We start from the raw sequence: 24917 nt of genomic DNA on the forward strand, positions 1-24917 counted from the left end.
GCGCGAACCGTCCCGAGCCAGGATCACGGGATACCTGCGGCAGACGGCCAATCACGACTCGCCATCCAGCCATTTCAGTATCTCCGCGTTGATTTCGCGCGGATAGGTATGACTGAGATCGTCGAGCTCGCGGTAGGTGACATCGGCGCCTGCCGCCGACAGCAAATCGCGCGTCTGCCGCGCCACCTGCACCGGAAACATCCAGTCGAGCTTGCCGTGCACGAGATAGACCGGCAGGCCGCGCAATCGTTCGGCATCGGCCAGCTCCGCCATCAGCGGATGGAAGGTGGCGGAGACCGGCGCGAGGTGAGTGAAGGGCGAGGCGCTCTCGAGCCCGCTGACGTAACAGAAGGTGCCGCCGTCGCTCATCCCGGTCAGCAGCAGTTTTGTCGGGTCGATGTTCCAGCGCGCCTGCACGGAAGCGAGGATGCGGGCGAGGTTGGGGGAGTCGGTGTCGTCCCCCATCAGGGCCCAGGTGCTCTTGTTACTTGAAGTACTCTCGCTACTTGAGGTGTCGCCGGTCGCGGTCGGCGCGACCAGGATCGCGCCATGGCTGCGCGCATCGCGCAGCCAGCTCCACAGAAAACCGCGGCCATTGCCGCTGCCGCCATGCAGCGCCATCACCAGCGGCCAGACGCGGTCGGGCGTGTAATATTCGGGAACGTAGAACGAGTAGCCGCCGCGGCTGCCGGGCTCGTTGTGGTCGTGATGGATGCCGGTGTTTTCCGGTGCCGGCTGCGCCAGCCCCGCCAGCAGGCCGGCGTCGTCGCGCAACGGCGGATCGAGGAAGAAATTGGAAACTGGCGGCAGTCTCGCGGCCAGCGGATACAACGCCTCCTGCGCGCGCGGGGCGTGGCGCAACGCGCGAAACACCGTCATCAGGTCGCCGTCGCCACGTTGCACGGCGCGCAATCCCTCGAACGCCGCCAGCGCCGCGGCGCTCGCGGTCTGCAGCGGCGCGCGCAAATGCGCGAATTCCTCCGGCCACTCCGCAAGTCGCGCAAGGACGGCCTGCAACGCCTGATCCGGCGCGCCAGCGGCTTCCATCACGCGTCCGAAATCCGGCGGGTTGAGGTGGCGCGCGATGAAGGATAGCGCCTCGAGCGATTGCAGCAATGGCGGCAGCACGGCCACGATGTCGTCCACCACCGCCTCGCTCATCGCGCCCGTCCTTGCGTTCAATGCAGCTGCGGCGCCTTCAGCAGTTTTGCACGATCGGTCGAGGTCAGCACCACGTCGAAGGTGACGCCCTCATGGTAGACGGTCAGCGGCACGTCGACGCCGGCGGCGCCGAGCGACCAGAGTTTCCGGTAGAAGCCGATTTGACTTGTGATCTTTTCGCCTTTGACGGCGAGGATGACGTCGCCGGCCTTGAGTTCGGCGCGCGCCGCCGGTCCCTTGCCGGCGATGCCGACCACCACGACCCTGTTCTCGATCTCGTGGGTGTACATCCCGAGCCAGGGCCGCGCCGGCTTGTTGACGCGGCCGAATTTCCTGATGTCGTCGAGCACCGGCTTGAGCAGGTCGATTGGCACGATCATGTTGACATGCTCGGCGCGGCCATCGCGTTCGCGTTCGAGCTGCAGCGAGCCGATGCCGATCAGCTCGCCACGGGTCGAGATCAGTGCGGTGCCGCCCCAGTTGGGATGCGCGGGATAGCTGAAGATGGCCTCGTCCAGCAGATATTCCCAGTATCCGGCGAATTCCTGCTTGGCCACGATGTGGCTGGCGACCGACCGCGTGCGTCCGCCGGCGCCGCCGACGACGACGCGGTCGCCGACCGCGGCCGCCGCGGAAGAGCCGAGCGGCAGCGGATCGAGCTCGATGCGGCCGAGCGCCTGCACCAGGCCAAAGCCGGTTTCGAAATCGAAACCGAGCGCATGGCCCTCCACCACGCGGCCGTCGCCCAGATGCAGCCACACTGTTTCGGCCTCGGTGATCAGATAGCCGATGGTCAGCACCAGTCCGTCGTCGATCAACACGCCATTGCCGGCGCGCTCGGTGCCCAGGGTGTCCGCGCTGAAGGCGTCGGCCGGGATGATCGAATGCAGGCCGACCACCGCCGCCAGCGCGCGATCGAGATCGAAGCTGTAGTCGCCGGGGCGGGGCTGGTTCACTGGCGGCACTTTCCATTCAGTCAATGAGGGCATGGAGTTCTCCTGGCCAACTTTCCGCGCACGTAACCGGTGACGATCTTATGTCGCAAACGCCGCTGTTGAAAGAGTCGTGACGGGATTGTTGGCGGATTGCGAACGCAGCCGGCTTCAGGATCGCGCATGATGCATGGCCGTTACCCGATAATATCGGGACACGAGCGGCGGCTGCGGCTGATCGCTCCGGTCAATCACGCCATTCCTCGTAGTCGCGCTTGACCGCCGCCACCGTGGCCTTCGCGGCGGCGTTGAGCCAGCCGCTTGGGCGCCTTTTCAGGTCGGCCCGCAAGGCCGCGGCGCCGGGCGATCCCGCGGCATGGATCGATGCGAGGTCGAATCCCATCGCCCGGAACAACTCGGCCTTCAGCTTTGCGCCGGCGTCGGCGCCAAGCTCGATTTTTCGGGAGTCGGCGGCAAGGCGCCGGAAGATGAACTTGTGGTGGACATCGAGAAATGGATCCGGCGCCCGGTAAAGGCCGTTGGCGATTTCAAGAAAATGTGAAGTGCGAGATTTGTCACCATGAGCCCAGCTCCAGGCCGACGGCACCAGCGCCTTGGCTTCGCGCAGGATATGTCCGCCGCGCCAGAATGCGACCGCGACATAGCGCGGCCGTCCGAGGCTGCCGCCGCCCGCCACGCGCGAGCAGAAGCGAACGCTTTCGACGTCCTTCGGCAGGCTCGCGATCCACCGGCGGGCGACCTGCGGCGGCGGCTTGACCTTCGGATATGCAGCGACTTCCTTCCAGAACTTCTCCGGCCTGTCGTCGGGGCGTTCGGCGTAAGGACGCAGCCGGGTCCCGCCTTCGTGCAACAGCGCCGGCTGCGGCTGGTCGAGGCCCTCGCGATAGCCCTTGAGCAGGGCTGCGGCTGCCGCCGCATTGCTGACATCGAGTTTCGGCGCCAGCCGGATGCTGGCGGCGAGGCGGACCAGATCGAGCGGATACGGCATGACGGCGGCTTCATCGAAATCATTGACGCCCCAGACCAGCCGGCCGTCGGCGTCGCGCCAGGTGCCGAAATTTTCCAGGTGCATATCGCCGACGCCAAGCACCTGCGGGGCATCCATCAGATCCGGACACAGCGCCGGGATCGTCCTGGCCCAGCGGAAATAGGTCGCGCGCAGGAAGATAAAGGCGTTCTTCTTCATCCGGTGGTGCTTGGTGGTGATGTCCTTCTTCACGACGTCGCATTGCGTCGCCAGCCAGGCATCGTAGGCGTCATTATCCTTGCGAAACGACATCCTGACCTCGCGCGGCATCGCCCGACGCGCCAAACCGTCGATGGCGATCATCAACGCCATCCTACCTCAGGATGTCTCGATTTGGAACTTCGCTTCGCCTCCGGTCACGTGCGGAGTGCCCGCTCAACGCGGTGCGCGCAGCGGCACGATCCGGAAGTCGCGGCCTTCTTTCAGCCAGCTTGCACGCTCGTCGCGCAACAGGGTGCGGCGGACTTTTCCGGAATCGTCGCGCGGGCTGATGCTGACGATTTCATAACTTTCCGGGTGCTTGGTGCGGCTGAGCAGATCGGCCAGAAAGCCGGCCATGCCGTCGATGACCTTGCTGGCGTCGGTCGTCTCGACCAGTTCGAGGATGGCGTGAATCCGTTGTCCGAGTTCGGGATCGGGCAGGCCGACGACGATGCAGGAGCGCACGTCGGGATGCGCCGTCACCGCGGCCTCCACTTCGGCCGGATAGATGTTGGCGCCTCCGCGCAGGATCATGTCGGCGAGCCGGTCGCCGAGATAGAGGTAACCCTCGGCATCGAGCCGGCCGATGTCGCCGAGCGATTCCCAGCCGTCGGGACGGCGCTTCGGCTCGGCGCCGAGATAGTGATAGGTGCTGCCGGGACCGTCATTGGGCAGGAAATATATTTCGCCGGTCTCGCCTGGTGCGACGTCGTTGCCGTCCTCGCCGATGATGCGCAAGCGCGAGGTTTCGGCGATCTTGCCGACCGAGCCCTTGTGCGCCAGCCATTCGACACCGGAAATGATGGTTGCACCCTGCGCCTCGGTGCCGCCATAGAGTTCGAAGATTCGCTCCGGCCCGAGCCACTCGATCCATCTTTCCTTGAGCCATGGCGGCATTGGCGCTGCCATGTGAAACACCACCTGCAGGCTCGACAAATCATGGGCGTTGCGAACCTCCTCGGGCAGCGCCCAGATCCGATGCATCATGGTCGGCACGAAGTTGACCCACTGCACCCGGTTGGCCGCGATCAGGCGCAGTGTTTCCCCGGCATCGAACTTCACCATGCCGGTAACGCTTCCGCCGGCGAATAGGGCAGTGTGTGACACAATGAAGGGGGCGTTGTGATAGAGCGGACCGGGATTGAGCAAGGACACGCCTTTCGGGATTCCGAGCGCCCGTTCTGCCGCCGGATCGATCGCCGCCGGCTGATGATCGAGGATCACCTTGGGCCGTCCGGTCGAGCCGCCTGAGGTCATCGCCTTCCAGTAGCGCGCCACCGGGCTGTCGAGCGGTTCGTCGGACATGCCCTCGGGCGCGAAATCGGACGGCAGCGAGTTTGGCGCATTCCAGTCGGCTTCGCCCCCGACCACCAGCGCGGGTTTGAGAATCTCCAGCACCGCGGCGGCCTCGCCGCGCGGCAGCCGCCATGACAGCGACGTCGGGGTCGCGCCGCATTTCCACACCGCGAAGGTGGTCTCGAAAAAGGTATTGCCATTGGGAAGCCCGATGGCGACGAAATCGCCCGGCTTGACGCCCTTTGCCATGAACGCACGGGCGCGGGCGTTGGCGCCGCGTTCGAGCTGTTCCCAGGTCAGCGTGTCCGTGCCATGGCTGACCGCAACCGTGTCCTTTGGCTTGCGCTCGGCATACCAGCGCGGCACGTCGGCGATGGGAATCAGCATGGTGCGTTTCCGTTACAGGGCCTGATTCCGCGCGCTCCCGGCAGCGCTCCTGCACTGTCCGGCGCTTGGGGAGAGGCGGTGCGCGCCCTGACAGGCACTTCACCAACAGGAACTCCGGTGAGTCAAGATAGTGCTGGTCGGTGCTTCATGGCCGTCGCCATGCCCTGCCTGGGACGATATAGAAGGGGCGGACGAGATGCCGAACCATATGTACCGATCCATTGATGTTGCTATTAACAAGCCCAATGCTGCTGGCTGGCTAAGAAAGGTGTTCGAATGAGGGGACTGCGTCATGCATCGATCCAGATCGGAAAGATCCACCCCAGGCGAATGAGTTCGGGTCAATATGTGCTTGTTGTTGCCGGCATGCTCGGTCTGTTCCTCTCACCGGCGATGGCCGCCGATGCAGATCGCGGTGCAGAGCTCGCAAAGCGCTGGTGCGCTTCCTGTCACGTAGTAGACAGCGGACAAAAACAGGCGAGTGCCGACGTTCCGCCCTTCGCAGCGATAGCAAACAAACCGGATTTCAGTGCCGAGAAGCTCGCGTTCTTTCTGTTGGATCCGCATCCGAAGATGCCCAGTTTCCCGCTGAACCGAAACGAAGCCGGCGATATCGCCGCCTTTATCGCCGCGCTTCGAAAATAAAGGGCACAAACCGTCCGTTCTTCATTCCGCACTGGAACAACGCCGCGGTCGCCGCAGACCTGCCGCCATTCCTTACGGATCGAGCTCGGTATCCCAATAAAGATAATCCAGCCAGCTATCGTGCAAATAGTTCGGCGGGAACAGCCGGCCGTTGCGGTGCAGCTGGTGCACCGTCGGGGCGAATGGCGGTTGGCGCGGGAACATCCGCGCCTGCTGCGGCGTCAGATTGCCCTTGCGCAGGTTGCAGGGCGAGCACGCGGCGACGACGTTTTCCCAGGTGGTCTGGCCGCCCTTGGAGCGCGGGATGATGTGGTCGAAGGTGAGATCGTCGTGCGCCGAACAATACTGGCAGGCGAAGCGGTCGCGCAGGAACACGTTGAACCGGGTGAAGGCCGGATGCGTGGTCGGCTTGACGAAGGATTTCAGCGACACCACGCTCGGCAGCTGGATCTCGAACGAGGGGCTGTGCACCGCGCGGTCGTAATGCTCGACGATATTGACGCGCTCGAGGAACACCGCCTTGATCGCGTCCTGCCACGACCAGAGCGAGAGCGGGTAATAGCTGAGCGGGCGGAAATCCGCGTTCAGCACCAGCACCGGCCAACCGCCTTGCGAGACATGTGCGTTCAAGTAACGCTCCTGACCCCCATAATACTGCGAAGCAGCATGAGTTGACATACTACAGGCAGCGTGACGGGATTGTGAAGAGCGTTGGGAGGTTTTCCAGCGGGGCAAAGCTGCGCGGGCAAGCGTGGCCCAGCGCCCGATTGTGGCAACATCCGGACGCCCCAAAAGCACACCGGAGGGCGGCATGGGTAGATTGCTGACGATTTTGGCCGCGATCCTGCTCGGTCCGGCGTCGACCGGCATCGCCGCCGCCCAAACCTATCCGACGCGCCCGGTCACCATGATCGTGCCGTTCCCGGCCGGCGGGGCCACCGACACGCTGGCGCGCTTTCTGGCCGAGCAGATGCGACCGATTCTCGACCAGCCGGTGGCGATCGAGAATGTCGGAGGCGCCGCCGGTAGCCTCGGCGTCGGCCGCGCCGTGCGCTCGGCCGCCGACGGCTACACGCTGAGCATCGGCACTTCCACCACGCATATGCTGACCGGCGGCCTCTACGCGTTGCCGTTCGATCTGTTGAAAGATCTCGATCCGATCATCCAGATCGGCAGCGAGCCGCTGCTGATCGTCGGCAAGAAGGGCCTGCCGGCGGACGATCTGAAGGGGCTGATCGGTTGGCTGAAGGCCAATCCGGACACGGCCTCGGTCGGCATCGCCGGCGTCGGCGCGACCGGCCATCTCACCGGCATCTCGTTCCAGAAGGAGACCGGAACCAAATTCCAGTTCGTGCCCTATCGCGGCAACGGGCCGGCGATGCAGGACCTGCTGTCTGGGCAGATCGATTTCATGATCGAGCCGTCGTCGAACTTCAGGTCGCTGCTTGGCGCCGGCAGCGTCAAGCCCTTTGCGATCACCGGCAGGGCGCGGCTGCCGTCGTCGCCGGATATCCCGACCGCCGACGAGGCGGGTCTATCAGGCTTCTTCGCTTCGCTCTGGTACGGATTGTGGGTGCCGAAGGATACGCCAAAGGACGTCGTCGCCAAACTGAACGCGACCATGATGCAGGTGCTGGCCGATCCCCAGGTGCAGAAGCGTTTTACGGAACTCGGCATCGGGATCACGCCATCGGCACAGCAATCGCCGGAAGCCTTGCGCGCGTTCCAGAAGGCCGAAGCGGAGCGCTGGTGGCCGATCATCAAGGCGTCGAATATCAAGGTGGGTTGAAGACGCTCGTCATTGCGCGCGCCGGACTTGGAGGGTGGGCAAAGGCGCTCTTTGCGCCGTGCCCACCATCTTTCTGTCGGTGATTGTGAAATGGTGGGCACGCTACGCTTTGCCCACCCTACGGCGCTACACCTTCTCCAGCTTCTGCAGGCAGCGCGCCACACCGACTTCCGGCGGCATCGGCGTATCCGGAAAGCTCGTCTTCCAGTCGGTGACGCCGACTTCGCCGAGATAGATGTCGCCCCTGGAATCCAGCGCGATGCCGTGTGGCGCGAGAAACTTGCCGGCCTCGATGCCGGGACCGTTCTCGCCGCCGAGCCGGGCGATGCGCTTGCCCCTTGAGTCCACGATGGAGAGGCGAGGGCCGAGATTGGGCACCTTGCGGTTGACCGCCATGCCCGGACCGAGCTCACCGATGATGAAATTCGGCGATTTGCCGCCGCCGCACGTGCACAGCGCGCAGGGCCGGTGCAGATTGTTCCACTGCGTTTCGTATCTGCCGTTGCCGTCGAACACCTGGACACGGTGGTTCTCGCGGTCGGCGACATAGACCCAGCCGTCGGCATCGGTGACGATGTTGTGGACGATGTTGAACTGGCCGGGATCGGTGCCTGGCTCACCCCAGGTTTTTATCAGTTTGCCGTCCGGCGTATATTTGTGGACGCAGGCATTGCCGTAGCCGTCCGACACGTAGATCTCGCCCTTCGGCGACAGCGCGGTGTGGGTGCAACGATGGAACGGCTCGCCGCTCATGAAGGGCGCGGGCTTGTTGGGAATGCCGATGGTCAACAGCACCTTGCCGTCGGTGGAGCATTTGCGAACCGTATGGTCGCCGTCATCGGTGCAATAGAGATTGTCGTCGGCATCGATGTGCAGCCCGTGCGCGCGGTTAAACAGCCCTTCGCCCCAGCTTCTGACAAAATTGCCATGGCGGTCGAGCACCACCATCGGATGGGCGCCGCGGTTGAAGACGTAGACGTGGTCCTTGCTGTCGACCGCGACGGAGGCGACGTCCGTCAGGCTCCAGCCATCGGGCAGTTTTGCAAAATTCTCCACCACGCGGTAGCGATGCTCGCCCGAGCCGAGAATGGTTGGCATGTGGGTCCCCCCTGCAATCGTCTTGTTGGAGCCATTGTTGCAGAGGCAGCGCTTGCGCGCGAGAGCCGCGGCGCGTGGCTGCCATGACTATTGCGGAGCAGCGAATGGGATTCCCGAACCGATCTTTGTGCTTTCCTCTCCAAATCGTAATAAACCGGTGGTTGCATAACGGTTGCTGATTTTGCAGGATGCGGGGGATCCGATCTGGCTTTGGAGGTGATCCATGCGCTGCATTGCATCTCACCTCGTCGCGGTGATGCTCCTTGCGGGGAGTGGGGTGGCCGGGGCCGCCATCGCGGCGTCGCCGGTCAAGATTGCGGTGTTTCCGTTCGAACTGATGGATTTCAGCGCCGCGGCCCCCTATGTCGCGCCTGACGAGATCGACCGCGAGCAATTGCGGCTTTCGACCGAAGAAGCCCGGCGGCTGATCGCGGAATCCGGGCGCTACCAACTGGTCGACGTCGGGCCCGCGAACGAGCAGATTGCGAAGGCGGGACAATTGCGCGACTGCGAGGGATGCGAAGCCGGGATCGCCGCCGGGTTGGCCGCCGACCAGTCCATGATCGGGATCGTCACGCGCATCACGCGAATGGAATACGCGGTGACCTACAAGATTCGCGATATCAGGTCCGGGACGCTGGTCGACGTCCAGCAGACCGACCTGCGCATGGGCGCCAACGTAGCGTGGAGCCGTGGGGCGCGCTGGCTGATCCAGCGGCGCCTGCTGGAACAGCCGCAGTAGCATACCGGCCGCGAGGCCTGATCGAACAGGAGCCGTCCCATGGGAAAGATGAGGCTGCCGTCAGCGACTCTCGCTCTGATCGCTGTCGTGTTCTGCGCCGGTCCTGTCCGGCAAGGTCGGGCGCAAGGGACGACACCCGTGCTCGCGGTCGCCGAAATCCACTATGTAGACACCTCGGGTGAGGTGATCGATCAAAGCGCCGATCATCGCCGGCGGCTGCGCGAGTTCGAAGCCGCACTGCGCAACGATCTGGCAGCGAGCGGAAAGTTGGCGAACGCGGCGCTTGAGTGTCCGCCGAACGCCTGTTCGGTGGGCGACATCGATGACCGCCAACTGCTGGGCAAGGCAGAACAGGCCGGCGCCACCCATCTCTTGATTGGCCGCTTTCACAAGATGAGCACGCTGGTGCAGCAGGCGAAATTCGACGTCATCGACGTCAAGGCGCGGAAATTCGTGTTCGATCGCCATATCACCTTTCGCGGCGACAACGACGCGGCCTGGCGCCGGGCGGAATCCTTCCTGGCCCGGCAAATCCTCGATTCCCGCGAATGGTGAGCGGCAACGTGGCCGTCAGCGCGGCAGCAACCCTTCCTCGATCGCCTTGATCTGCAGCGCCAGTTGCTTCGATCCGATCCGGCATTGCGCGAGGCCACCGGCGATCAACCAGAGGCCGGGCTGGCCGGTGCGCACATACATGTTGCGCAGCTCCTGCTGTTCGCCGAAACCCCAGATGGTGCCGACGCGCTTTTCGACGGCCTCGCCGAACAGTTTTCGGACCAGCTCTTCCTGGCGCTGGTAGCCGGTCGCCAGCACGATCAGGTCGGCGGCGATGGTTTTGCCGTCTTTCATGACAGCGCCTTCGGCGACGAAGGTTTCGATATCGGCGAACTGCTTCAAAGCGATCTCGCCCTTGATGAGCAGGTCGGAGCAGCCGACGTTGAAATAATAGCCGCCGCCGCGGGTCAGATATTTGAACTGCCAGCCGGTGTTGTCCTCGCCGAAATCGAGTTTGAAGCCGACCCGCTCCAGTCCCGCCAGCAATTCCTTGTCGAGCGCCCTGGATTTGTCGCAGGTCAGCGCATGGCTCTTGCGCGCCAGCTGGAGCGGTATCGAGGTCGCGATCAGGTCGTTATCCTCCAGCGTGCCCTCATTGTAGGGCGTGTAGACCAGCTGCGCCGACGGCTCGATACTGACCACCAGCGTGGAGGAGCGCTGCACCATCGTCACCTCGCAGCTGCTCGAATGCAGGTCCTGCGCGATGTCGTGGCCGCTGTTGCCGGTGCCGATCACCAGCGCCTTTTTGCCCTTCCATTCCTCGCCGTCGGTGTACTGGCTGGAATGAATCACGGTGCCGGCGAAGTTCTTCAAGCCGGGGATATCGGGCAGGCTCGGAATGCCGCTGACGCCGGTGGCCAGCACGACGTGGCGCGGATGCATCGTGCGTTTGCTGCCATCGGCCCGGCGCAACGTCACGGTCCAGCGGCCGGCCTGCTCGTCGTAGCTGCCGCCCTCGAATTCCGTGCCGGTCCAGAAGTTCAGCTCCATGCTTTCGACATAGGCCTCGAACCAGTTGGCGAGCTTGTCCTTGGGGATGTAGGTCGGCCAGTTCGGCGGAAACAGCATGTAGGGCAGGTGGTTGACCTGCACCTGGTTGTGCAGCGTCAGCGCGTGGTAGCGCTTGCGCCAGTTATCGCCAATTCGCTCTTCGCGGTCGACGATCAGGGTATCGACCTGCAATTGTTTCAGCCTTGCTGCGATGCAGAGGCCGGACTGGCCGCCGCCGATCACCAGCACGGTCGGGTCGCGGTCGGCATAGTCGGCCGAGGCTTTCCGCAGATCGAGCCAGTTGGGCCCGCGAAAATCGCGCGAATAGGCGCTGCCGCGGGGACGCGCAACGCCGAGTTGTTCTTCGAAGCCCTTGAGCTCCTCGAGTGCCGTCAGCAGCGTCCAGGCCTTCAGCCGGTTGCCGTCGTCGGCATCCGGGATCAGCCGCAGGACTCCGTCGCCGCGGCCGAGCGCGGTCTCAAATTTGAAGATCGCCTCGATCGAGCTGGTGCCGGCGCGGGTCACCTGGCGCGGCGCGGCGCGGTCGGGATCGATGGCGAAGCCCGACGGCGCGGCTTGAGGCGCCTGGGCCTTCAGCGTTTCCAAAATGGCGTCGCGGCCGTTGATGGTCTGCAGCGTCCAGCTCAGCGCCAGCACGTCGCGCCAGTAACTATCAGGGTGAAACAGGTCTTTCAGCGCACCGTCGTCAGGTCTGGCAAGCGCGTCTTCGAATTGCGCGAGCCAGTTGTCCACCGCTACCGAAAGATCGTCCGTTTTATCGAGCATGCGCGTTTCTCTGCACCGGCCGTCTGTGCGGCGGTTTCCCTTGAAACGGAGCCTATACCCATTTGGGATCGCACAGAAAGGCCGTGAAGAGATGCCGGCCATTCCCTAAAGTGACAGGATGTGGCCCTCATTCGGCGCGACGCGGCCGTTAAGCGTGTCGAGATAGGCTTGCTTCACCGATTCCGGGCCGGTTCCTTCGGTCACGGCGAGCCACTGCTCCAGCCTCGGGGCGAAGCCGGACCACGCGGCGCCGAACCGCGTATCGATGCCGCCGGGTCCCCACTCCCTGGCGCGCTTGCGGATCTGGTCGGGCGCGAAGAACCAGGCCGGCTTGACGCCCGGCAAGGCCGGCTCGTCCGGCGACGACGCCCGGTGGGTGAGTCCGACGCGGCCGGAATACTTCATCTGTTCGCCGAAATGCCGGTGCAGCGTTTCCCGCAACGCGCTGTTGCCCGCCATGTCGACATAGGCGACCGGCGAATCCGGCGGCAGCGAGGTGACGCGGTCATAGGTCACGACCTCGTCGTAGCAGCCGAGCGATTTTACGAAATCCAAATTCGAGGCCGAGGTGAGTCCGATCACCTTGATGCCCTTGCGCAGCGTATGAGCAGATGCGCCAGCCCGAACGCGGTCTTGCTGGAGGCGCTGGAGAGCAGCACGCGGCGCGCGCCGAAGAATTCATTCTCGGCGAGATAGTCGTCGACCAGAAACGACAGCATGAACAGCGGCCGCAGCAGCGCCTGATAGTCGCCCTGCCTCCCGGTGAAGGCGGGATCGCCGCTGACGCGGACGTAGGCGTTGTAGACCGGCGCCACCCCTTGCCGATGCGCTGCCGCATCGCGCAGGCCGCGCTTGCTGACGTCGGCGGCCTCGATCACCAGGTGCGTCGCCATCGGAAAATAGCCGAACAGCCGCTCGCCGGCGGCGATATCGGGATGGCGGGAGGCGATCACCTCGCCAAATCCCCACACCGGAACGTTGCCAAACCCTTCCGGCGCCGGAAACAGCTGCCAGTATTTCAAGGCATCGCCAAGCACGGCGTAAGTGATGTTGTTGGCGGTGAAGGCGAAGCGCTCGACGCGGACCAGCAGTGCGTCGTCGGGCAACGCAGCGGCGTCAGGCAATTCTGTCTCGATCACCTTGCATTGCTGCAGGTCATTTCGTGCAACGATGAAGTCGGTGGATTTCATCACGTCGATCCCGGTTGTTTTCCTGTCCGCGATCATTGTCTTCGTCGATGACCGTTTTGCAACAGCCTTGATGTTTAAAACGACGTTTGGTTTTCCGTCCCGATCACGTGGCGGCGCGCAGCCCGCCTTCTCGATAGAGATCGCGAAGCTTGCCCTTGAAAATCTTGCCGCTGGCCTCGCGCGGCAGCGCGTCGAGGAACTGGATGTCCTTGGGCACCTTGAAGTTGGCGAGCTTGCCGCGCAAGAATTCCTGAACCGCCGTCGATGATAGCACAGCATTCGGTTCCCGTTCGATGCAGGCAAACAGCCGCTCGCCGAATTCGTCGTCGGGTATGCCGAATACCGCGCAGTCGCGCACGCCTTCCATGCCGATCAGCGCGTTTTCGATTTCCGCCGGGTAAATGTTGACGCCGCCCGAGATCACCATGTCGCGCTTGCGGTCGCACAGGAACAGATAGCCGTCGGCGTCGAGGTAGCCGACGTCGCCGACGCTGACCAGGCCGTCGCGGCCGGCCTCGGTGCGCGCCTCGGCCTTGCCGTGATAGTCGAAATCCGGCACCGAGGTCTGCCGCATGAAGATTTCGCCGGGCTCGTTGACGCCGCACGCTTCGCCGTCGGGGCGGAAGATTTTCACGATGCCGCCCTCGATGGCGCGGCCGACCGTGCCGGGCTTTCGCAGCGCTTCCTCGGCCGAATGCCACACCGGAATTCCGGTTTCGGTGGAGCCGAAATATTCGTGCACCACCGGGCCCCACCAGTCGATCATCGCGCGCTTGACCTGCGGCGGGCAGGGCGCCGCGCCATGGACGACGAAGCGCAGCGAAGAGAGGTCGTAACGGCTCTTCACCTCCTCCGGCAGCCGCAACAGCCGCACGAACATGGTCGGCACCATATGCATATGGGTGACACGGTGGCGCGCGATCAGCTGCAGCAGGTCCTCGGGGTCGAAGCGCGGCTCGAGCACGATCGTGCAGCCGTTGCGGTACGCCAGCATGCCGTAGGAATTCGGCGCCGAATGATACATCGGGCCGTTCATCAGGATGACCTGATCCTCCCCGGGCTTGATGCCATAGGCGATGCCGCCAACGCGCGCCGAGGCCGCGATCTGTTCGGGCCGCATCGGCTTGCGGCGCACGCCCTTGGGCAGGCCTGTGGTGCCCGAGGTATAAAACATCGGCGAGCCGCCGACCGCCGGCTCCTGTGCCGGCGCGTGCGTGTCACGCCAACGGTCCCAGTCCATCGCGCCTTCGGGGATCTGCGTCAACGCGGGCGTGATGTTGAATGCCGCGGCGATTTCCGGCGGCGTCTCAACCACCAGCAGGCGCAGATCGCCGGGCAGGCCGCTTTCGATCTGCGGCAGCAGGTCGGCGTGGCAGACCAGAATTTTCGCGCCGCTGTCGGCCAGGATATAGGCGACCTCCTCGGCCTTCAGATGCCAGTTGATCGGCACCACCGGGCTGCCCAGCGCCGCCGCGGCGGCGGCCACCTCGAACAGCGCAAAATCATTGCGCAACATCATGGCCACGGGCGTGCCGCCCTGCAGGCCGAGCGTCCGCAACCCCGTCGCCGCCCGGGCGATCCGGGCGTGAATTGCGGGATAGCTGATGCTGCGCTCGCCACTGATGATCATGGTCGCTTCCTTTTTCTCCCCTCCTCCCACGCGCCCTTGCGCGTGGCGGGGAGGGGTCGGGGGTGGGGGGTGTTTCAGCGCACTCGATGCGAGTCGAATGCGCATTCACTTAAGCATCGGTCCAAGCCGATAGACTCCCCACCCCCGGCCCCTCCCCACCACTCGCTACGCTCGCGGGGGGAGGGGAGAAGAGGCGCAGCGGTTCGGCAAAAACGCCCCTACTTGTCGTCCAGTATGTCACCGAAGCCGACCCAGCTCTTGCCGTTGAAACGACGCAGCCGCAATTGCTGGAACGGCAGATAGTCGTCAGAGGCGGTGGTAACGGTGATGCCCGGCAGCAGCATCGGCAGCGCAAGCTCGCGAAGCGAGCTGGCCTGTTTCAGGATGTTCTCGCGGCTGAAATCGTCCTTGCATGCCCTCAGCACCTGCACCAGGAGGTTGGCGTAGTGATAGCCGGCGGCATAGTTCGAATTGTTGAGGTCGGCATTGGGCAGATATTGCTTCATGAAGGCGAGGTATTCCTTCACGCCGGCATCGTCGGCCCATTGCGCGTCGAGCGGGTCCTTCTGGTTGCTGGATGCGATCAGGCCGACGGCGTTGTCTAATCCTGCGGGCTCCAGGAACGAGATCGATGACGCCGAGGTCGGCACGAAGAACAGTTCGGGTTTCCAGTTGAGCTCGGCGACGCCCTTGATCATCTGCGAGGTGAATTTGCCGAGCACCACGCCGAACATCACATTGGCGCCGGATGCTTTGAGCGTCGCCAATTGCGAGCTGATGGTCGGCGCGCTGGTCTCGTAGCTCGCTTCCGAAACGATCATGGTCGCGGCCTTGGGCCCCAGCGCGCGCTTGAAGCCGGCGACATAGTCGCGGCCGAAATCGTCGTTCTGCGCCAGGATGGCGATTTTGGCGTCCGGCTTGGTCTGCAGGATGTATTTGGCGTAGACGACGCCCTCGGATTCGTAGGCCGCCATGCCCGGCATGGTCCATGGAAAGTTCTTCGGGTCGGCCCATTTGGTCGCGCCGCTCAGCACGAACAGCTGCGGCACTTTCTTGCTGTTGAGGTAGCGATGTACGGAGGCGTTGGTGGCGGTCCCGAGCGAACCGAACATGAGAAGGACTTCTTCCTGTTCCACCAGCTTGCGGGTCTGCTCGACCGTCTTCGGCGGTGAATAGGCGTCGTCGAGGGAAATGAACTTCACCTTGCGGCCGTTGATGCCGCCCTCGGCATTGACCTTGGCGAAGTAGGCTTCCTGCGCCCGTCCGATAATGCCGAAGCCGGAGACCGGGCCGCTATAGGGCAGGGTCTGGCCGATGCGGATCTCTTTCGCGTCGTCGGCGGCGGCGGGCATGATGCCGGCCAGAGCCAACGCGATCGCCCATGCATGTCGCGACAGTCTCATCGTCTCACTCCCTGTATTCTATCTGTTTCTTGCGATCGGAACGCGCGCTTAAGCGCGCGCCCGCTTGAGAAAGTCGACGCTGGCTTCGTCGAACTCGGCCTTCAGGCGCTCCACCAGTTCGGCGACCGGCGGCGCGTCGGCGATCTGGCCGATGCCCTGGCCCGAGCCCCAGATATCGCGCCACGCCTTGACCTTCATGTTGCCGCCGGAGCCGAAATTCATCTTCGACTTGTCGGCGACCGGCAGATTGTCCGGATCGAGGCCCGCGGCCACGATCGAGGGTCCCAGATAATTGCCGTGCACGCCGGTGAACAGGTTGGAATAGACGATGTCGTGCGCGGCGTGCTCGGTCAGCGCCTTCTTGTAGGCGAGATCGGCATTCGCCTCCTCGGTGGCGATGAAACGCGTACCCATGTAGGCCATGTCGGCGCCGAGCGCGAGCGCCGAGGCGATGCCCCAGCCATCGGAGATCGCGCCCGACAGCAGGATGGTGCCCTTGAACCATTGCTTGACCTCGCGCAGCAGTGCGAACGGCGACAACGTGCCGGCATGGCCTCCGGCGCCGGCGCAAACCAGGATCAGGCCGTCGACGCCATGTTCGGCGGCCTTGCGCGCGTGCTTGACGTTGATGACGTCATGGAACACGACGCCGCCATAGGAATGCGCGGCCTCGACAATCTCCAGCGGCGGGCGCAGCGAGGTGATGATGATCGGCACCTTGTGCCTGACGCAGGTTTCCATGTCCTGCATCAGCCGGTCGTTGGAGGCGTGGCAGATCTGGTTGACCGCGTAGGGCGCGACCTTCTTTTCCGGATGCCGCGCCTTGTATTCGCCGAGCTCGTTCTCGATGCGGGTCAACCACTCCGAGAGCTTTTCGACCGGGCGCGCGTTCAGCGCCGGGAACGAGCCGACCACGCCGGCCTTGCACTGGGCAATGACCAGCTCGGGGCCCGATACGATGAACAGCGGCGAGCCCACCACGGGGAGTTCGAGCGTGTCGACGAGCGAAGCGGGTAACGGCATTCCATTCATCCCTTCGAAGCGCGAGCCCGGGAACGGCGGTTGAGCCCTGGATCCGGTCTGGCTTGTTGCTTGTGGCGCGGATCCGTCTCGGCGGACCTGATCAGCGCATTATAGGGCTGGACGCCGATGGGGTGGCTGTTCAATATTGAACGGATGATCTGCCAGAATTGAACGCATTCGCGGGCGCGAGGACGGCGATGGACTGGGATCTCTGCAAGACCTTCGTTGCCGTGGCCGAGACCCACAGTTTCGCGGCCGCGGCGCGCCAGCTGCGCTCCAGTCATCCGACCGTCGGCCGCAACATCGCCGCGCTGGAAGACCAGCTCGGCACCAAATTGTTCGCGCGCTCCAACGAAGGCCTGTCGCTGACCGCGCAGGGGCGCAAGTTTCGCGAGCATGTCGACGCGATGGCATCGGCGGCGCTGCGCGCCGAGGCCGCGGTGTCGGCAACCGGCGCGCAGGCCCGGGGCATTGTAAAGTTGTCGATCGGCGCCACGCTTGCCGCGCACTGGCTGATGCCGCGGATGGGGACGTTTTTGCGCGAGCACGGCCACCTGCAACTCGAGATCATCACTCATCCGTTTCCGGCCAGCGTGCGGCGCCGTGAGGCCGACGTCGTGCTGCGGCCGGTCGACAGCGGCGAGGAAAACCTGATCGGCCGCAGGATCGGCCGCCTCGGCACCGGCTTCTATGCCTCGCGCGACTATGCGGCGCGGCGCCAGTTGCCGGAGCGGCGCGACGAATGGAAGGGCCACAGCGTGATCGGCTTTGCCGACCGCGAGTCGAATGCGCATCTGGCGCGCTGGAGCGATCTGATCACGCGGCAGGGCACCGTCGTGATGCGCTGCTCGTCGCAGGGCGACATGCTCGCCGCCACAAGGGCCGGGCTCGGGATTTCCGCGCTGTCCTGCCTGGTCGCCGAGGCCTATCCCGACCTGGTCCGGGTCGCCCCGCATAAACTCGGCAGCCTGTCGGATCTCTGGCTGCTGGCGCATCCCGACCTCGTCGAACTGCCCGCGGTCCGCGCGGTGATCGGCTTTGTCGCCGCCTGCGCGCGCGAGGACCGGGTCCGGCTGCGGGGGTAGACGATTTCCGTGCCCCGGACGCAGTGCAGCGCGCCGGACGATGCTTCGCATCGCCGGGAGGGCGCTGCACCGCGTCCGGGACACGAGAGTTTAGCCCGCGATCACGCCTTCGCGCTTCTTCAGCACCCGGTAGTAGCTCCACCACAGATGCGCCGCAGCCCCCCGCAGCGGCCGCCACGGCTCCGCCAGCGGGGCCATCTGTTTCGGGGTCGGCCGGGTCTTCAACCCCAATCCGACCTTGATGGCTTCCTGTATGGCGATATCGCCGGCGGGCCAGGCGTCGCCATGGCCGAGACAGAACAGCAGATAGACGTCGGCGGTCCACGGGCCGATGCCGTGCAGTGCCGTCAATGTGTTGTGCGCGGCGTCGGCGTCCTCGTTGGCCAGCACGTCGAGATTGAGCCGCTCGGCGGCGATCTCGCGCGCCAGATTCTTCAAGGTCTTGATCTTTGCGCCGGACAGGCCGAGCCGGCCGAGCCGGTCGGCGCGCGCCTTGCGCAAGCTGTCATGATCGAACGGGTCGAACGCGGCGCTGACCCGGCCCCAGATCGCCGCGGCGCTGGCGGTGGAGACCTGCTGGCCGCAGACGATGTGGGCAAGCCCGGCAAAGCCGGGCTCGCGCCGCCGCAGCGCCGGCATCCCCGTCAGCGCGAAGATCGGCTTCAGCCGCGGATCGAGTTTGATCAGCGCATGGACGGCGTCTTCGAGGTCGGATTGGGTTTCGAGGTGGATGAGCATTGGGAAACTCTACGTCGTCATGGCCGGGCTTGTCCCGGCCATGACGAGATCTGAATATGCCACCCGTTTTCCGCTTTGCGCCGAGCCCGAACGGCTATCTGCATCTCGGCCACGCTTATTCGGCGCTGCTGAATTTCGACGCCGCATGCCGCAGCGGTGGCCGCTTGCTGCTGCGCATCGAGGATATCGATCCGGCGCGCTGCCGGCCCGAATTCGAGGCCGCGATCTACGAAGATCTCGCCTGGCTCGGGATATCATGGGAAACGCCGGTGCGGCGGCAGTCGGAACACCTCGGGGACTATCGCGCCGCACTGGAGAAACTCACGGCGATGGGCCTGATCTATCCTGCCTTCGAAAGCCGCGCCGAGATTGCAAGGCTGGTGGCGCAGCGCGAGGCGCAGGCGCGCTGGCCGCGCGATCCCGACGGCACGCCGCTCTATCCGGGGGTGGCGAAGTCACTGTCGCCGGATCAGCGGGCGTACCTGCGCGATTCGGGCGTGCCCTATGCGCTGCGGCTCGACATGGCGGCGGCGTGCGCGCTGGCCCCCGATCTCGGCTGGATCGAGCACCGCGAAGGTCCCGAGGGCGAGACCGGTGCGGTGGCCGCCCGGCCCGAAGCCTGGGGCGACGTCATTCTCGCGCGCAAGGAGACGCCGACCAGCTATCATTTGTCGGTTGCGATCGACGACGCCTTGCAGGGCGTCACGGAGGTGGTGCGGGGCGCGGACCTGTTCTGGTCGACCAGCGTGCACCGGCTGCTGCAGCATCTGCTCGGTCTGCCCCAGCCGGCCTACCGCCATCACCGCCTCGTGCTCGACAACGAGGGGCGGAAGCTGTCGAAGTCATCAGGCGCTACCGCCCTTCGTGAACTCCGGGCGCAGGGTGCGACGCCGGCTGACATCCGCCGCCAAGTCGGCTTGTCCTAAGTCGGCTTGCCCTGACCCGCCCGATGGGCGACGGGTGCCATGCCGAACGCCTTCGTGACTCCTCGCTGTGCTCCATGGCATGGTGAGACCGGCCAGGGTCGGGGGAATCATGGCGGTCAAGTTGCGCGCAAAGCGCCCTATGCGGATACCGAAAAAACGGATGTCGAAACAACGCGTTCCAGCCCGTGCCGCGGGCAAGGCGCGCAAGCGCGCGGCCGTGACTGGCGTTCCCGGCGTGGTCGAGGCGGCGCTCGCGGCATTCGCCCATGAGGTCCGCACACCGCTGACCGGAATTCTCGCCATCAGCGACCTGCTGGCGACCTCCGACCTCGACGAGCGCGAGCGGCGCTGGGTCGATACCATCAAGGCCGGCGCCGAGCATCTCGCCAGCCTCGCCACACTGTTCGTCGATGCCGCGAGGAGCCGCGGTCCCGGGCTCGGGGTGCGGCAGGACTTCTTCGATCTGCGCGCGCTCGCCCGCAGCGTCGGAGATTCGCTGGCCGGCCGGGCGACCGCCAAGGGGCTGCAATCCCGGATCGAGATTTCCGAAAAACTGCCGGCGTTCGTGATCGGCGATCCCGTGCGGCTGCGCGCGGCGCTGGAAAACCTGATCGACAATGCGGCCAAGTTCACCGAAGCCGGCGGCGTCGCGCTCTCGGTCAAGCCGATGCGCGGGCCGAAGGGCAAGGTCAGCATCGCCTTTGCAGTTTCCGACAGCGGCATCGGCCTCACCCTCAATGAGATCAAGCGCCTGTTCCGGCCGTTCTCGCAGGCCAATGTCTCGATCGCGTCGCGCTTCGGCGGCGCCGGGCTCGGACTGTCGTCGGTCAAGGCGCTGGCGCGGGCGATGGGTGGCGACATCATCGTGGCGCAGCGGCCGGGCGGAGGCACCACCTTCACCCTGAGCGTGACGCTGGCCCGCGCCAGGGCGCCGAAAGCGGCGAACTCAGGCGCGGACGCCGATTCCGCGCTGGATCAGGTGCGCAGCCTGCGCGTACTCACCGTCGAGGACAATCCATTCGGCCGGGTCGTACTCAATGCGATCCTCACCGAACTCGGTCACCAGGCGGAATTCATCGGGCGCGGCGAGATCGCCGCCGAGCGAATCGCGCAGGGCGATTTCGACGCGGTGCTGATGGACATGGTGCTGCCGGGCATCAACGGCATCGAGGCGATCAGGCGAATTCGCAAGCTGCCCGCGCCGTTCGGCCGCATCGCCATCATCGGGGTATCGGGCCGCGGCGACGACGAGGCGGCATCGCGCGCCGCCGGCGCCAACGCCTTTCTGGTCAAACCTGTGAGTCCAAGGGCTCTAGCGACTGCGCTGCTTGAAGCGACACGCCGTGCGGCAGCCGCGACTTGATGATCGCTGCGTTCAATTCGCCGCCATAGACGAAGATCGCGGCGATGAAATACAGGAACACCAGCGCGATGATCACCGAGGCGAGGCCGGCATACATCGTGACGTAGTTGTTGGCGAAGCGGGCGAGATACTGTCCGAACACGATACCGGACAGCAGCGACGCCACGAAAGTGAAGATGATGCCGGGCAGGATCTGGAGGAAACTGCGGCGGCCCGCCGGCAGCCAGGCGTGCAGCAGGAACAGGGCGATCACCAGCGCCGCGATGGTAATGCCGTAGCGCGTGACGTTGAGAAAATGCTCGTTGGTTTCCACGAAAAACGGGATGTAGCGCCGTGCCGTTTCCAGCACTAGCGGGCCGAGCACGATCAGGAACGCCATCGCCAGCGCGGTAAAGGCGGCGATCAGCGTATAGCCGATCGATTCCAGCCGCAGCCAGTACCAGCTTCGCGGTTCGATCACCGAATAGGCGCGGTTCAGCCCGACCCGCAGGCTTTCGATGCCGTTGGAGGCGAAGTACACCGCGAGCACGAGGCCGATGGTCAACGCATCGCCGCGTGTCGTCGTCAGCACGTCGTGGATTTCGCTCGACAGCGAGTCCGCGACCTGTTGCGGCCAGACCTGAAGCAATAGCGCCACCGCCTGATCGGCCAGTTCCTTGGAGCCGAAAAATCCGGCCAGCGAGGTCAGCACGATCAGAAACGGAAACAGCGCCATCAACGCCGACAGCGCGATATGGCTGGCAATCGCCCAGCCGTCATCGGCGAGAAACGTATAGAACGCATCCATCACGACCAGATAGACGTAGCGGATCTGCCTCACATTTCACCCTGACGGCGGACGACGCGTTGAATCGGCGACCCCGCTAGCTTCTGATATTACTGGACAAAAAGCCAGATCGTTGCGCCGGGGGCGGACCTGGCCTGAACGGATGGCGGACCGCCCGGCGCGGTGTTATGTAGCGCCGATGGCATCCTTCCTGAGTTCGATCCTCCTTCCCGTCGCGGTCGCCGCAGTTGCGATCGTCCTGCTGCTCGGTCTCATCAACATGATGCGGGGCGGATCGCCTGATCGCTCGCAGAAACTGATGCGGTTGCGGGTGTTGCTGCAATTTATCGCGATCGTCATCACCATGCTCGCGGTCTGGGCGATGAGCCGCTGAAGGGGAGAACCATGGTCGTCCTCAATCGCATCTACACAAGGACCGGCGACGACGGCACCACGGCGCTCGGCAGCGGCGAACGCCGCCCGAAATACGACCTGCGCATCGCCGCTTATGGAACCGTCGACGAGACCAACGCCGCGATCGGCATGGTCCGGCTGCATCTGGCGGAGGCGCGCGAGATCGACGCGATGCTCGGCCTGATCCAGAACGATCTGTTCGATCTCGGCGCCGACCTCGCGGTGCCGGAGCGCCAGGGCAAGGTGGAACGCCTGCGGATGCTCGGAAGCCAGGTCGAACGGCTCGAGCGCGACATCGACAGCTTGAATGCCGAGCTGGCGCCCTTGACCTCGTTTGTGCTGCCCGGAGGGACGCCGGCGGCGGCGCACCTGCATCTGGCCCGCACCATATGCCGCCGCGCGGAACGGATCATGGTGGAACTCGCGGCCAAGCCCGACGAGCCGGTCAGCGACGCCGGGATCCAGTACATGAACCGGCTGTCGGATTTCCTGTTCGTCGCCAGCCGTTCCGTCAACAATAACGGCGCCGGCGACGTGCTGTGGGTGCCCGGCCAAAATCGCTGAAGCAGCCATGCCCGGGCGATTCTTGGCAGATTCTTGGGGCGATTTTTGGCTTTCGCGCGTTGACCGCCGATAGCGGGACCTTTAGGTTCCGCGCCCAAGCTGATTGATACCAAAAATCCAAGCGAAAGAGGGTCGATGAAGGTTCTGGTGCCGGTAAAGCGGGTGGTCGATTACAACGTCAAGGTCCGGGTCAAGAGTGACGGATCGGGCGTCGAACTGTCCAACGTCAAGATGTCGATGAATCCGTTCGACGAAATCGCCGTCGAGGAAGCCCTGCGCCTGCGAGAGGCCGGCAAGGCAACCGAGGTCGTGGTGGTGTCGATCGGCCCCGCCCAGGCGTCCGAAACCATCCGCACCGGTCTCGCCATGGGCGCCGATCGCGGTATTCTGGTCAAGGCCGAGGGTAACGTCGAACCGCTGGCGGTGGCGAAGATTCTCAAGGCCATCGTCGACGAAGAGAAGCCCGGCCTCGTCATTCTCGGCAAGCAGGCGATCGACGACGATTCCAACCAGACCGGCCAGATGCTGGCCGCGCTGCTCGGCTGGTCGCAGGCAACCTTCGCCTCCAAGCTCGAAGTCGAAGGTTCCGATTTCAAGGTGACGCGCGAGGTCGACGGCGGCCTGCAGACCCTCAAACTGAAGGGGCCGGCGATCGTCACGACCGATCTGCGGCTGAATGAGCCGCGCTACGCCAGCCTGCCCAACATCATGAAGGCGAAGAAGAAGCCGATCGCCGACAAGAGCGCGTCCGACTACGGCGTCGATCTGACCGCCCATCTCGAGATACTCAAGACAACGGAACCGCCGGGCCGCAAGGGAGGCGTCAAGGTCAAGGACGTCGCCGAGCTGGTGTCGAAACTCAAGAACGAAGCCGGGGTTCTCTGATGACCACGCTGTTGATTGCCGAACACGAACACGCCACCCTGAAGGACTCCACCAACAAGGCGCTGACCGCGGCCACCCAATTGGGCGCCGAGGTCCACGTGCTGGTCGCCGGCGGCGGCGAAGGCACCAAGGCCGCGGCTGAAGCCGCCGCCAAGCTTGCCGGCGTCACCAAGGTGCTGGTTGCCGAGGGCGATGCCTATGCCCACGATCTGGCCGAGCCGCTCGCAGCCCTGATCGTGGCGCTGGCCCCTGGCTATGACGCCTTCGTCGCGCCCGCGACTTCGCGCTTCAAGAACGTGATGCCGCGCGTCGCCGCCCTGCTCGACGTGATGCAGGTGTCGGAAATCATCAAGGTAGTGTCGCCGGATACCTTCGAGCGGCCGATCTATGCCGGCAATGCGATCCAGACGGTGAAATCCAAGGACGCCAAGAAGGTGATCACGGTGCGGACCTCGACCTTCGCCGCGGCCGGCGACGGCGGCAGCGCGGGAATCGAAAATGCCGCATCCGCGGCCGATCCCGGCCTCTCCAGCTTTGTCGGCGAGGAAGTGGCCAAGAGCGACAGGCCCGAACTGACCTCGGCAAAAATCATCGTTTCCGGCGGCCGCGCCATGCAGAGCCGGGAGAACTTTGCCAAATATATCGAACCGCTGGCCGACAAGCTCGGCGCCGGTGTCGGCGCCTCGCGCGCCGCGGTCGATGCCGGCTATGCGCCGAACGACTGGCAGGTCGGCCAGACCGGCAAGGTGGTGGCGCCGGAACTTTACGTCGCCATCGGTATTTCAGGCGCCATTCAGCATCTCGCCGGCATGAAGGATTCCAAGGTGATCGTCGCGATCAACAAGGATGAGGACGCGCCGATCTTCCAGGTCGCCGATTACGGCCTGGTCGCGGACCTCTACCAGGCGGTTCCCGAACTGACCGAGGCGCTCGGCAAGCTCGGAAAGTAACGACGATTCCAGGTTCCGGCCGGATGGATCTGACTCCGGCCGGTGTTCATGCAAGAGAGGGTGGACGCGCAGGCCGCGTCTTCCCCGGTGAGATGGTAATATGGCGGTGATGATCAAGAAGGTCGGCGTGATCGGTTCGGGCCAGATGGGCAACGGCATCGCGCATGTGGCGGCGCTGGCCGGGCTGAATGTCGTGCTGAACGATATCTCTGAGGATCGCCTGATGTCCGCCATGGCGACCTTCAACGGCTATCTGTCGCGCCAGGTGGTCAAGAAGATCATCACGGTGGATGCCCGCAAGCAGGCTTTGGACCGGATCGTTACCGCCGAAACCATGGACGGTCTCGCCG

General features: G+C 64.6%; 24 protein-coding genes and 1 pseudogene. 12 read left to right on the forward strand and 13 right to left on the reverse strand.

Annotation, left to right across the window (positions count from 1 at the left end; translation table 11 throughout):
* Positions 1-51: 51 nt before the first annotated feature.
* The 4 genes from Q7T45_RS20895 to Q7T45_RS20910 all read right to left on the reverse strand — a co-directional run bounded on the left by Q7T45_RS20895 (position 52) and on the right by Q7T45_RS20910 (position 5025).
* Positions 52-1161, reverse strand: a complete 1110-nt coding sequence (locus tag Q7T45_RS20895; protein ID WP_304873205.1) for a phospholipase — start codon at positions 1159-1161, stop codon at positions 52-54.
* A gap of 17 nt (positions 1162-1178) precedes the next feature.
* Positions 1179-2150 (reverse strand): S1C family serine protease, encoded by a 972-nt coding sequence (locus Q7T45_RS20900; protein ID WP_304873207.1) that lies wholly within the window; start codon positions 2148-2150, stop codon positions 1179-1181.
* Between the two features lie 190 nt (positions 2151-2340).
* Entirely contained in the window at positions 2341-3444 is a 1104-nt protein-coding gene (locus Q7T45_RS20905) for a DUF2252 family protein (protein ID WP_304873209.1), read from the reverse strand.
* 72 nt (positions 3445-3516) lie between these two features.
* Positions 3517-5025, reverse strand: a complete 1509-nt coding sequence (locus Q7T45_RS20910; RefSeq protein WP_304873211.1) for an AMP-binding protein — start codon at positions 5023-5025, stop codon at positions 3517-3519.
* A 330-nt stretch (positions 5026-5355) separates the two neighbouring features.
* On the opposite strand from Q7T45_RS20910, the gene Q7T45_RS20915 reads away from it, so the two are divergent.
* Positions 5356-5670 (forward strand): cytochrome c, encoded by a 315-nt coding sequence (locus Q7T45_RS20915; protein WP_370691329.1) that lies wholly within the window; start codon positions 5356-5358, stop codon positions 5668-5670.
* 72 nt (positions 5671-5742) lie between these two features.
* Here the strand turns inward: Q7T45_RS20915 and Q7T45_RS20920 are convergent, their stop codons facing one another.
* The gene (locus Q7T45_RS20920; RefSeq protein ID WP_304873212.1) at positions 5743-6300 is read right to left on the reverse strand and encodes an HNH endonuclease; all 558 of its coding nucleotides are present in this window, start codon (positions 6298-6300) and stop codon (positions 5743-5745) included.
* Positions 6301-6481: 181 nt separating this feature from the next.
* Between Q7T45_RS20920 and Q7T45_RS20925 the strand changes: the two genes are divergently transcribed.
* Positions 6482-7459: a tripartite tricarboxylate transporter substrate binding protein gene (locus tag Q7T45_RS20925; protein ID WP_304873214.1), complete on the forward strand. Its 978-nt coding sequence runs from the start codon at positions 6482-6484 to the stop codon at positions 7457-7459.
* A 126-nt stretch (positions 7460-7585) separates the two neighbouring features.
* On the opposite strand, the gene Q7T45_RS20930 is transcribed toward Q7T45_RS20925, so the two are convergent.
* Positions 7586-8557 carry a peptidyl-alpha-hydroxyglycine alpha-amidating lyase family protein gene (locus Q7T45_RS20930; RefSeq protein WP_304873215.1) on the reverse strand — a complete coding sequence of 324 codons (972 nt, stop codon included), beginning with the start codon at positions 8555-8557 and terminating at the stop codon, positions 7586-7588.
* Positions 8558-8780: 223 nt separating this feature from the next.
* Here Q7T45_RS20930 and Q7T45_RS20935 point away from each other — a divergent pair, with 223 nt between their 5' ends.
* Together Q7T45_RS20935 and Q7T45_RS20940 are read left to right on the forward strand one after the other, a co-directional pair.
* A complete protein-coding gene (locus Q7T45_RS20935; RefSeq protein WP_304873216.1) occupies positions 8781-9299 on the forward strand; it encodes a DUF3280 domain-containing protein in 519 nt (172 codons plus the stop codon).
* Positions 9300-9338: 39 nt separating this feature from the next.
* Positions 9339-9854 (forward strand): DUF2380 domain-containing protein, encoded by a 516-nt coding sequence (locus Q7T45_RS20940; RefSeq protein ID WP_304873217.1) that lies wholly within the window; start codon positions 9339-9341, stop codon positions 9852-9854.
* Positions 9855-9869: 15 nt separating this feature from the next.
* On the opposite strand, the gene Q7T45_RS20945 is transcribed toward Q7T45_RS20940, so the two are convergent.
* The 5 genes and pseudogenes from Q7T45_RS20945 to Q7T45_RS20965 all read right to left on the reverse strand — a co-directional run bounded on the left by Q7T45_RS20945 (position 9870) and on the right by Q7T45_RS20965 (position 16876).
* Positions 9870-11630 carry an NAD(P)/FAD-dependent oxidoreductase gene (locus Q7T45_RS20945; RefSeq protein ID WP_304873219.1) on the reverse strand — a complete coding sequence of 587 codons (1761 nt, stop codon included), beginning with the start codon at positions 11628-11630 and terminating at the stop codon, positions 9870-9872.
* Positions 11631-11735: 105 nt separating this feature from the next.
* A pseudogene (locus Q7T45_RS20950) lies at positions 11736-12820 on the reverse strand (DUF2855 family protein).
* 103 nt (positions 12821-12923) lie between these two features.
* Positions 12924-14480, reverse strand: a complete 1557-nt coding sequence (locus Q7T45_RS20955) for an acyl-CoA synthetase (protein ID WP_370691327.1) — start codon at positions 14478-14480, stop codon at positions 12924-12926.
* Between the two features lie 188 nt (positions 14481-14668).
* Positions 14669-15853: an ABC transporter substrate-binding protein gene (locus Q7T45_RS20960; protein WP_304873221.1), complete on the reverse strand. Its 1185-nt coding sequence runs from the start codon at positions 15851-15853 to the stop codon at positions 14669-14671.
* Positions 15854-15901: 48 nt separating this feature from the next.
* The gene (locus Q7T45_RS20965) at positions 15902-16876 is read right to left on the reverse strand and encodes a nitronate monooxygenase family protein (protein WP_304873224.1); all 975 of its coding nucleotides are present in this window, start codon (positions 16874-16876) and stop codon (positions 15902-15904) included.
* Positions 16877-17073: 197 nt separating this feature from the next.
* Here Q7T45_RS20965 and Q7T45_RS20970 point away from each other — a divergent pair, with 197 nt between their 5' ends.
* Positions 17074-17961 carry a LysR family transcriptional regulator gene (locus Q7T45_RS20970; protein ID WP_304873226.1) on the forward strand — a complete coding sequence of 296 codons (888 nt, stop codon included), beginning with the start codon at positions 17074-17076 and terminating at the stop codon, positions 17959-17961.
* A gap of 90 nt (positions 17962-18051) precedes the next feature.
* On the opposite strand, the gene Q7T45_RS20975 is transcribed toward Q7T45_RS20970, so the two are convergent.
* Complete coding sequence (locus tag Q7T45_RS20975) at positions 18052-18699, reverse strand: DNA-3-methyladenine glycosylase (RefSeq protein WP_304873229.1); 648 nt, start codon at positions 18697-18699, stop codon at positions 18052-18054.
* Between the two features lie 56 nt (positions 18700-18755).
* Here Q7T45_RS20975 and gluQRS point away from each other — a divergent pair, with 56 nt between their 5' ends.
* The gene (gene gluQRS / locus Q7T45_RS20980; RefSeq protein ID WP_304873231.1) at positions 18756-19625 is read left to right on the forward strand and encodes a tRNA glutamyl-Q(34) synthetase GluQRS; all 870 of its coding nucleotides are present in this window, start codon (positions 18756-18758) and stop codon (positions 19623-19625) included.
* Positions 19626-19734: 109 nt separating this feature from the next.
* Positions 19735-20988, forward strand: coding sequence for an ATP-binding protein (locus Q7T45_RS20985; RefSeq protein WP_370691328.1), 1254 nt, complete (start codon positions 19735-19737; stop codon positions 20986-20988).
* Here Q7T45_RS20985 and Q7T45_RS20990 read toward each other — a convergent pair.
* On the reverse strand, positions 20915-21775 hold the full coding sequence (locus Q7T45_RS20990) for a YihY/virulence factor BrkB family protein (protein WP_370691330.1): 861 nt from the start codon (positions 21773-21775) through the stop codon (positions 20915-20917). The genes Q7T45_RS20985 and Q7T45_RS20990 overlap by 74 nt on opposite strands.
* 178 nt (positions 21776-21953) lie before the next feature.
* Here Q7T45_RS20990 and Q7T45_RS20995 point away from each other — a divergent pair, with 178 nt between their 5' ends.
* From Q7T45_RS20995 to Q7T45_RS21015, 5 genes are all read left to right on the forward strand, one after another.
* Positions 21954-22148, forward strand: a complete 195-nt coding sequence (locus Q7T45_RS20995) for a twin transmembrane helix small protein (RefSeq protein ID WP_304873236.1) — start codon at positions 21954-21956, stop codon at positions 22146-22148.
* Positions 22149-22159: 11 nt separating this feature from the next.
* On the forward strand, positions 22160-22732 hold the full coding sequence (locus Q7T45_RS21000; protein ID WP_304873237.1) for a cob(I)yrinic acid a,c-diamide adenosyltransferase: 573 nt from the start codon (positions 22160-22162) through the stop codon (positions 22730-22732).
* A 135-nt stretch (positions 22733-22867) separates the two neighbouring features.
* Positions 22868-23617 (forward strand): electron transfer flavoprotein subunit beta/FixA family protein, encoded by a 750-nt coding sequence (locus Q7T45_RS21005; protein ID WP_304873238.1) that lies wholly within the window; start codon positions 22868-22870, stop codon positions 23615-23617.
* Positions 23617-24567 (forward strand): electron transfer flavoprotein subunit alpha/FixB family protein, encoded by a 951-nt coding sequence (locus Q7T45_RS21010; RefSeq protein WP_304873239.1) that lies wholly within the window; start codon positions 23617-23619, stop codon positions 24565-24567. Before Q7T45_RS21005 ends, Q7T45_RS21010 begins: the two co-directional genes overlap by 1 nt.
* Before the next feature lie 100 nt (positions 24568-24667).
* Positions 24668-24917, forward strand: a 250-nt coding sequence (locus Q7T45_RS21015; protein ID WP_304873241.1) for a 3-hydroxyacyl-CoA dehydrogenase NAD-binding domain-containing protein, incomplete at its 3' end; no start/stop codon positions are given.

Origin of the sequence: Bradyrhizobium sp., from assembly GCF_030646015.1 — a bacterium.
GTDB lineage: Bacteria > Pseudomonadota > Alphaproteobacteria > Rhizobiales > Xanthobacteraceae > Bradyrhizobium.